The organism is Arthrobacter sp. SPT-J7, from assembly GCF_059089965.1.
Window position 1 is genome coordinate 1 of record NZ_JBNHFF010000167.1, and the last position, 7,499, is coordinate 7,499.

Below are 7,499 nucleotides of genomic sequence, written 5' to 3' on the forward strand. Positions count from 1 at the left end.
AACCGGAAGGGCCCCGGTGGTGGTGGCGACGGTTTTGGAAGGGGACGGGCCCGGCCGGCTGATCAGGCAGGCGGACGACGGCGGTGCTGCCCGCCGTCGTCGGCCTGGTTTTTGGCGGGTGCTTTGCGTTGGTGGGGTGCTTTCGCCTCGAAAAGCTCACAGAGTGCGTTGTAGTACCTGTCGGTCTGGCCCAGGTGGGTCATGCCGATCCGTGAGCAGACCCGCTGCGAAGCGGTGTTGGCCGGGGCCGTGACCGCTACAACTCTGTCCAGCCCGCTGTCCAAAGCGTAGCCAAGGACCGCGGCTGCCGCCTCTGTTGCGTAGCCGTTTCCCCAGTGGTCGGGGTGGAAGTGCCAGCCAATCTCGGTATCACCGGAAGGCTGCAGCGGCAGCGATCCGCTGGACGCCGGGATGGATTTCAGGAGCAGGGTCCCCGCCAGGGGCGCCGGCGTGGCCGGTTCCTTCAGCTCCACTGCAGTCAGCGGCTCGGGGTGGGCGGAGGGTTCGGGCTCGACATGGACGGCGGAGGCCCAGGGAACGGCGCGGCCGGATATAGCGGTGCCACATTCACCATGTAGTTGGCCCACTGCGGCCCGGCGATCATAAAACCATCCAGGCGCGGGTAGAAGGTGCCGTTGATGGTGACGTTCTGCCCTGGGCGCTTCTGGCCTTCCAGTGCGTCCCCGAAGAAGGAAGCAGTGGAAAGGCCTGTGGTGTAGCCGACCACCCAGGTGGCCCCGTTGTTGTTTGAGGTTCCGGTCTTGGCCGCTACGGGAACTTTGTCGTGGACCTTCGGGTTGATCCAGACCCCGGAACCCAGCTTCATCACGTCCTGCAACACCGAGTTCACGCCACGGGCGACGTCGGGCTTTACTGCATCCCGGCACTCGACGGGCTGGACCGGCAGCTTCCCGCCGGCAGCGTCAGTGACTTCCAGCAGAGCGATGGGTGTGCAGTACTTTCCGTCATTGGCGAAGGTGGCAAAGGCGTTCGCCATATGGAGGGGCGCCACATTGGTGGCACCCAGGAGGTTGCCCAGCTGGTGCATGTTGATCGGGGAACCGTCATGGCCGCTGTGCAGGCCCACGGCGTCCACCATCTTCTGGATGCCGCAGAAGTCCAGCTGCGTAGCCGAAGCGAAGGTAGCTGTATTGATGGAGTTGTAGAGGCCGTAGTTGATGGGCATCTTCTGGTAGAAGCCCTCCTCGGCGTTCTGGAGGTCATCTGCGGCGCCCAGTTCAGGGTTGTTTTGGGCTGTGCTGTAGGCGCCCAGCACCTTTCCGCAACTGGACCGCCAGGGGAATCCCAGGGGGTAGACGCGCTTCGAGGCGTCCACCTCGGCGTTCAGCAGCTTGCCCTCATTCAGCCACTGGGCGAAGGTGAATGGCTTCATCGTGGATCCGGTCTGGAAGCCGCCGGCCCCGTTCAGGTCATTGCCCTGCGGGTCCTTTGCATCCACGTTAAAGTTCAGGTGGGTATCGAACTTGCCCGGCTCGGCCAGGAACACCGTATTCTGCGCCATTGAAAGAATTCTCCCGCTGCCGGGTTGGACGGACACCAGGGCTGCTCCCCACCGGTCCGGATTCGGCCCTGCCGTGCCGTCCACCTGCGACTGGGCTGCGGCCTGCAGCCTGCTGTCCAGGGTTGTGGTGATGGTGAGGCCACCACGGTAGAGCTTCCTCTCCCGTTCCTTCAGGGTAGGCCCGTACGCGGGGTTGTTCAGGATGAGGCGCGAGATGTAGTCACAGAAATACGGCGCCATGGTGGCATTCGCGCAACCCTGCCGCTCCGGGCTGATCTTCAGCTCGATTGGGGTGGCTACTGCCTGATCATGCTCTTCCTGGGTGATCTTTTCCTGCCGGAGCATCTCGCCGAGCACCTGGTCGCGGCGGACCACTGACTTTTCCGGATTAAGCGCTGGGTTGTAGAACGTGGGGCTGTTCACCAGTCCTGCCAGCAGGGCGGCCTGGGGCAGGTTGAGGTCCTTGGCGGTAGTGCTGAAGAAGTAGCGGGCGGCCGCCTCGATCCCGTAGGCGTCGCTGTTGAAGAACACAATGTTCAGGTATCCCTCAAGGATCTGCTCTTTGGTGAACTTCTTCTCCAGGGCAACAGCCAGCTTCATCTCCCGCAGTTTGTCCCCGATGTCCTTCTGTCCGCTGAGGATCACCTCATCAGGCCGCTCCTGCGAGAGCTTCGCCTCGTTGATCACGTTGGTGACGTACTGCTGGGTGATGGTGGATGCGCCCTGCTGGTCACCCTTCGTCAGGTTCGCCACCACGGCCCGGAGGATGCCTTGGGGATCGAGGCCGGCATGTTCATAGAACCTGCTGTCCTCAATCGCTATGACGGCGTCCTTGATGTAGGGCGACATCTGGTCAAGCGGAATTCTGACCCGGTTCTCGGCATAGAACGTGGCGATGGGCTGGCCGTCGGAGGTGAGGACCTTGGTGGATTGCGACGGCGGCTGGACCGTCAGCTCCTCGGGCAGGTTTTCGAAAAAGCCGATGGAAGTGCTGACCCCGTAACCGGCAGCGGCAACGGAGGGCACCACCAGGCTGGCTGCAAGCACTCCGCACATGGCGCTCGCCGCGAGGAATCCAAAAATGCTTCCCAGAACAGAACCGCGACCACGCCGTCGCTTCTTTTTCGCCATTTTTCAGCCCTCAAGCTTGAAGAGTGCCACAAGACTACGCCCCTGCCGAGGCTATGAACCAGACGTGAAAGATCATATTTTGGTCAATTCTTTTATTGACTCAACGATAGTTAACGACATATCGTTAACTATCGGCGACCAAGAAAGCGAAGAGCAATAAGAAGAAAGGACGATGCCATGATTAAGGGCATTTCCCATGACGAATTTTCAGGCCTCCAGCCTGATCGGAGCCGGTTTGAAAGCGGCCGCGGCAGGCGGGGACCGCACGGGCACCGGGGCGGTGGCTTTGGGCCCGCGTTCGGAGCAGGGTTCGGCGGCGGCTTTGGACCTGGTCTTGGCCCGGGCTTTGGACCCGGATTTGGGCGCGGTCCACGAAGGGCAAGCCGGGGCGACGTCCGCTCGGCCATCCTCTCGCTCCTGGCCGAAGCGCCCTCTAATGGTTACGGACTGATCAAGGCGATTGCCGAAAAAACCGGCGGAGCGTGGCGGCCGAGTCCGGGATCCATTTATCCCACGCTGCAGCAGCTCGTGGACGAGGAGCTCATTACCGCGCTCAGCGAGGGCCGCGGAACCGAGTTCACGCTCACGGATGCCGGAAGGGCCTGGGTGGCAGAGCATGCAGAGGAGCTGGAAGCTGCATGGAACGCCGGACCGGACAGCCCGGACCGGGACTTCCACCAGAGCATCGGGAAGCTGATGGGCGCTATTCACCAGTTCCGCACCGGTGTCACTGAAGAGCAGCGGGCAGCAGCCATTGAGAAGCTTGACGAGACCCGCAGGGCCCTTTACAAGATCCTGGCTGACTGACCGGCAGGGGCCCGCTGGCTTGCCTGGTGCCGGGCGGTGGGCCCGGGTGTTTAAGTGAGAAGCGGCCGTCGCCCCCTCTGGCCGGCACTTCCAGGAGGATCAGAACGGGCGGGCGTTCGCCAGCACGGGCAACTTGGTGCGCACGTCGTCCACCATGGTGGGATCGATGTCGACGATGGCGAGTTCCGGCTTTCCACCCAACGCGGCTACGGCTGAGCCCAGGGGGGTGATGACGGCACTGTGGCCGATGCCCGTGGGGGCCGTTCCTGCCGGTCCCGCGCCGATGGTCTGGGGGTCGCCCTGGCCGCAGGCCACCACGAAGGTGGTGCTGTCCAGGGCGCGTGCCCGCACCAGCAGGTCCCACTGCTCCGCCTTGCCTTCGCCGGCGCCCCACGAGGCGCAGACGATGTTGACCTGCGCACCGGCGCGGGCGTTGGCCGTGAAGAGGGCGGGGAAGCGGATGTCGTAGCACGTGGCCAGGCCGAACATGGTGCCGTTGATTTCGAAGGTCACCGGGCTGGTTCCCGGGTCCACGGTCCTGGATTCCTGGAAGCCGAAAGCGTCGAAGAGGTGCACCTTGTCATAGGACGTGTCCACGCCCGGACCGGTGACCAGCAGCGTGTTGCGGACCCTGCCGTCCTTCCCGGGAGTGAACATTCCCGCGACGATCGTGATGTCCAGTTCCTTGGACAGTGCTCGTACCTTTTCCGCCCATGGGCCGTTCAGCGGTTCAGCGATGTCCGTCAGTGAGTTCCCGAAGGCGCGCATGGCGGCTTCGGGGAACACCACCAGCTCCGCGCCGGCAGCCTTGGCTTGGGTGGCGTAGTTCCGGATCAGCTCCAGGTTGGCGGCAGGGTCCGCACTGCTGATGATTTGGGCGACTGCCAAACGCATGGGTGGCTCCAATCTGTCTTCGATATCGCTCTGGCGCAACGATACCGCCCGGGGCTTCCGCCCCGGTCAGTGGCCAGCCCGGCTGCGAAGTAGAAGCTACTGCTTGTAGCCCTCTACTTCGCTGACGGGACGGGCTTCGGCTTCGTTGGGGTTTTCGCCTGACTCCGCTTTTGCCCTGCGCTGGCGCAGCAGGTCCCAGCACTGGTCAAGGCTTTCCTCCACCTGCCTCAGCCTTGCCCGGTCCGGCGCCTGGCCGTCTCCGGATCCCTCGCGGAGTGTATGCTCCTCCTCCACCAGGGCCTGGATGCGGGCCAAAAGCTCCTCGTTGTTCATGTCTACCCCTTTCGCCGGAAACGATTCCCTCAGGGTACGCCTGTACCATCAGAATCATGCCCACTGTGCTTGATATGGCAGGTCCCATCCTGGAAATGCTCACTTGGTTGTGCCTGCCCGCCGGGCTGGGATTGCTCTTCTACACCGGCTTCCTGCGCCGCTTCGTGCACCCGTGGGCGGTGGCAGAAGCCGTGGTGTACTCGGACAGCAGCGGCGTGGGCTTCCGCTGGTTCGACCGGAAATACCAGGTGCACCATGCGCCGATGTCGCCGTATGACATCAGGGACCTTGCCGTGGGCGATACCCTTCCCATCTACTACCACCCCAAGCGGCCCACGCAGTGGCAGGTGGCGGCTCCGGAAGAGGCTGGAAAGACAGCTGCGGTGTTGGGCCGTTGCCTCACCGGTATCGGCGCCGTGGCGTTGCTCGCCGGGTTTGTCCTGCCGATGTTCTAGGGCGGGATCGCCAGGGTCCGTTCAGCCGGCAAGGACGACGCCGATGCCGAGGCCGCCCAGCGCCACTCCCGCACAAGCCGTCCAGAGCACGGCGGTGATGTCGGCGTCGACACGTTCCTCTGCAATGCCGCGGGAGCTGGCGCTGTAGCGGCGGCGCTGCGTGAAGTAGATCGCTGCAGCCGCCCCGGCCGAGACGGCGAACAGCAACAGGATGGGCAACCCGTGGGCAGGAAGCCAACGCAGGAAGATCGCGCTGACCGTCACCAGTGCCATCATTGTCCTGCCCCAGGCGAGTGTGGTGCGCTCAGGCTGGAGGCCAGGATCGCTGTGGCTGCCGGCGGGGTGTGTGGCCGTCACTGGCGCCAGAGGATGAAGATCAGCACGACGGCGGCCGCGAGCGCCCCTGCCCCGGCAAGCAGCGGGACAATCAGCGGCAGCGGCAGCGGGGCCTTGTTGCGCATGCTGCGTTCCACCCGCAGCCACCGCACTGCTGCCCCCGCGCTCAGCAGCATGCCCAGCAGGAGCAGAACCACCGCCAGTCCTTTTCTGACGGGCTCCAGGAAAAGGTCCGCGGTGAAGGCCTCGATGGCAATGCCGCCGGCCAGGAGCGCCAGGGACGTACGGATCCAGGCAAGGAAGGTGCGTTCGTTCGCAAGGGTGAACCGCGGGTCCGGTTCCTCACCGCCGGGCAGCAGTCGCTCCGCAATTTTCCCCCGCGGCGGGGTGTTGGCGCTGGCGGGCTGCTCGCTGTTGGTCACGCTGCCAGTTTAGCCAGCAGCGTTGCCCTGGCCGCTTGTGGTGCCGGGCCCAGGCCCGCTTACCTTCATGCCGTGCGGGCGCCCGGACCGGAGGAGAGTACTGGAATCAGCCTGCGCTTCGGGGCGCGAACATAATCACCGCAACCCCCAGCAGGCAGATGAGGGACCCGGCCACGTCCCAGCGGTCGGGGCGGAAGCCGTCGAAGATCATGCCCCAGGCCAGCGAACCGGCAACGAACACCCCGCCGTAGGCTGCCAGGATCCGGCCGAAGTGGGCATCCGGCTGAAGGGTTGCGACAAAACCGTAAAGGCCCAGGGCTATCACGCCCAGGCCCGCCCACCACCAGTCCTTGCCTTCCCGGACCGACTGCCAGACCAGCCAGGCGCCGCCGATTTCCGCGGCCGCTGCCAGTGTAAACAGCACAACTGTTTTGGTGATGGTTGCAGCTTCTTCAGAGATACCCACCCGGCCATCATGCCAGCCGGGAATGCCTGCTGCCCCGCTGCAGTTGGGGCTGGTATGGAGCGCATCGGATTCCTTTCTTTCGGTCATTGGGGCCCCGGCCACGGTTCCCGCACCCGGACCGCGGGGGACGCCCTCCTCCAGGCCATTGACCTTGCAGTCGCTGCCGAGGAACTGGGGGTCAACGGGGCATTCTTCCGGGTCCACCATTTCGCCCGGCAACAGGCCTCGCCGTTTCCCCTGTTGTCTGCCATTGGTGCACGGACGAGCCGGATCGAAATCGGCACCGGCGTGATCGACATGCGGTACGAGAATCCCTTGTATATGGCAGAGGAAGCCGCTGCGGCCGATCTCATCAGCGGCGGCCGGCTCCAGCTGGGGATCAGCCGCGGTTCGCCGGAGCCGGCCCGGGAAGGGGCGGTTGCTTTCGGATACCGCCCGCAGCCAGGGGAGACGGACGCGGACATGGCGCGCCGCCATACAGCTCTGTTCCGGAAAGCCATCAGCGGTGCCGGAGTGGCGGAAGCGGATCCCCGATATGCCGGCGGTGCCACCGGGCTGCTGCCCGTCCAACCGCAATCGCCAGGCCTGGCCGAGCGCATCTGGTGGGGAGCCGGCAACAGGAAGACAGCCGTCTGGGCCGCGGAACTGGGCATGAACCTGATGAGTTCCACCCTGCTGACAGAGGACACCGGCGTACCCTTCCACGAACTCCAGGCGGAGCAAATCCAGTTGTTCCGGGACGCCTGGGCCGCAGCCGGACACCAGCACACACCCCGTATTTCGGTCAGCCGCAGTGTACTTCCCATCGTGGATGAGGAGGACAGCCGCTATTTCGCGGGCAGTGCCCTGCGTGACAGCCGGGACCAGGTGGGCGTCATCGACGGTCTGACCGCCCGGTTCGGGAAAAGCTACGTAGGCGCCCCGGACTTCCTGGCCGAAGAACTCGCTGCGGACACAGCGGTCCAGGCCGCAGACACCCTGCTGCTCACCGTACCGAACCAGCTCGGCGTCGAGTTCAATGCAAAGCTTCTGGGAAACGTCACCCGGTATATCGCACCGGCACTACGATGGCGGCCGGCGTCCTCCTGACCGGCCGTAACGCCTCCGGTCATAAAAGAAATTTGTCGGCGGAA

General features: G+C 64.5%; 10 protein-coding genes. 3 read left to right on the plus strand and 7 right to left on the minus strand.

What is annotated here, in order from left to right:
* Positions 1 to 62: 62 nt before the first annotated feature.
* Positions 63 to 473, minus strand: a complete 411-nt coding sequence (locus AC5RWX_RS28055) for a GNAT family N-acetyltransferase (RefSeq protein WP_494099530.1) — start codon at positions 471 to 473, stop codon at positions 63 to 65.
* A 5-nt stretch (positions 474 to 478) separates the two neighbouring features.
* A complete protein-coding gene (locus AC5RWX_RS28060) occupies positions 479 to 2,653 on the minus strand; it encodes a transglycosylase domain-containing protein (protein ID WP_494099531.1) in 2,175 nt (724 codons plus the stop codon).
* Between the two features lie 177 nt (positions 2,654 to 2,830).
* Here AC5RWX_RS28060 and AC5RWX_RS28065 point away from each other — a divergent pair, with 177 nt between their 5' ends.
* Positions 2,831 to 3,460, plus strand: a complete 630-nt coding sequence (locus AC5RWX_RS28065; RefSeq protein ID WP_494099532.1) for a PadR family transcriptional regulator — start codon at positions 2,831 to 2,833, stop codon at positions 3,458 to 3,460.
* A 99-nt stretch (positions 3,461 to 3,559) separates the two neighbouring features.
* On the opposite strand, the gene AC5RWX_RS28070 is transcribed toward AC5RWX_RS28065, so the two are convergent.
* Both AC5RWX_RS28070 and AC5RWX_RS28075 read right to left on the minus strand, forming a co-directional pair.
* Complete coding sequence (locus tag AC5RWX_RS28070; protein ID WP_494099533.1) at positions 3,560 to 4,354, minus strand: carbon-nitrogen hydrolase family protein; 795 nt, start codon at positions 4,352 to 4,354, stop codon at positions 3,560 to 3,562.
* Between the two features lie 96 nt (positions 4,355 to 4,450).
* Positions 4,451 to 4,687, minus strand: coding sequence for a DUF2630 family protein (locus AC5RWX_RS28075; protein WP_494099534.1), 237 nt, complete (start codon positions 4,685 to 4,687; stop codon positions 4,451 to 4,453).
* Between the two features lie 56 nt (positions 4,688 to 4,743).
* Between AC5RWX_RS28075 and AC5RWX_RS28080 the strand changes: the two genes are divergently transcribed.
* Entirely contained in the window at positions 4,744 to 5,142 is a 399-nt protein-coding gene (locus tag AC5RWX_RS28080) for a hypothetical protein (protein WP_494099535.1), read from the plus strand.
* 21 nt (positions 5,143 to 5,163) lie between these two features.
* Here the strand turns inward: AC5RWX_RS28080 and AC5RWX_RS28085 are convergent, their stop codons facing one another.
* The 3 genes from AC5RWX_RS28085 to AC5RWX_RS28095 form a co-directional block, all read right to left on the minus strand.
* A complete protein-coding gene (locus AC5RWX_RS28085; RefSeq protein WP_494099536.1) occupies positions 5,164 to 5,499 on the minus strand; it encodes a DUF202 domain-containing protein in 336 nt (111 codons plus the stop codon).
* Positions 5,496 to 5,900 (minus strand): YidH family protein, encoded by a 405-nt coding sequence (locus AC5RWX_RS28090; RefSeq protein WP_494099537.1) that lies wholly within the window; start codon positions 5,898 to 5,900, stop codon positions 5,496 to 5,498. Before AC5RWX_RS28090 ends, AC5RWX_RS28085 begins: the two co-directional genes overlap by 4 nt.
* A gap of 106 nt (positions 5,901 to 6,006) precedes the next feature.
* Positions 6,007 to 6,366 (minus strand): YnfA family protein, encoded by a 360-nt coding sequence (locus tag AC5RWX_RS28095; protein WP_494099538.1) that lies wholly within the window; start codon positions 6,364 to 6,366, stop codon positions 6,007 to 6,009.
* A 54-nt stretch (positions 6,367 to 6,420) separates the two neighbouring features.
* On the opposite strand from AC5RWX_RS28095, the gene AC5RWX_RS28100 reads away from it, so the two are divergent.
* On the plus strand, positions 6,421 to 7,455 hold the full coding sequence (locus tag AC5RWX_RS28100) for an LLM class flavin-dependent oxidoreductase (RefSeq protein ID WP_494099539.1): 1,035 nt from the start codon (positions 6,421 to 6,423) through the stop codon (positions 7,453 to 7,455).
* The last annotated feature ends 44 nt before the right edge of the window (positions 7,456 to 7,499 follow it).

Bases quoted from the DNA above. Each gene is read 5' to 3' on its own strand.
- AC5RWX_RS28080 (WP_494099535.1), top strand. From the start codon at position 4,744: ATGCCCACTGTGCTTGATATGGCAGGTCCCATCCTGGAAATGCTCACT.
- AC5RWX_RS28075 (WP_494099534.1), bottom strand. From the start codon at position 4,687: ATGAACAACGAGGAGCTTTTGGCCCGCATCCAGGCCCTGGTGGAGGAG.
- AC5RWX_RS28100 (WP_494099539.1), top strand. From the start codon at position 6,421: ATGGAGCGCATCGGATTCCTTTCTTTCGGTCATTGGGGCCCCGGCCAC.
- AC5RWX_RS28065 (WP_494099532.1), top strand. From the start codon at position 2,831: ATGATTAAGGGCATTTCCCATGACGAATTTTCAGGCCTCCAGCCTGAT.
- AC5RWX_RS28060 (WP_494099531.1), bottom strand. From the start codon at position 2,653: ATGGCGAAAAAGAAGCGACGGCGTGGTCGCGGTTCTGTTCTGGGAAGC.
- AC5RWX_RS28070 (WP_494099533.1), bottom strand. From the start codon at position 4,354: ATGCGTTTGGCAGTCGCCCAAATCATCAGCAGTGCGGACCCTGCCGCC.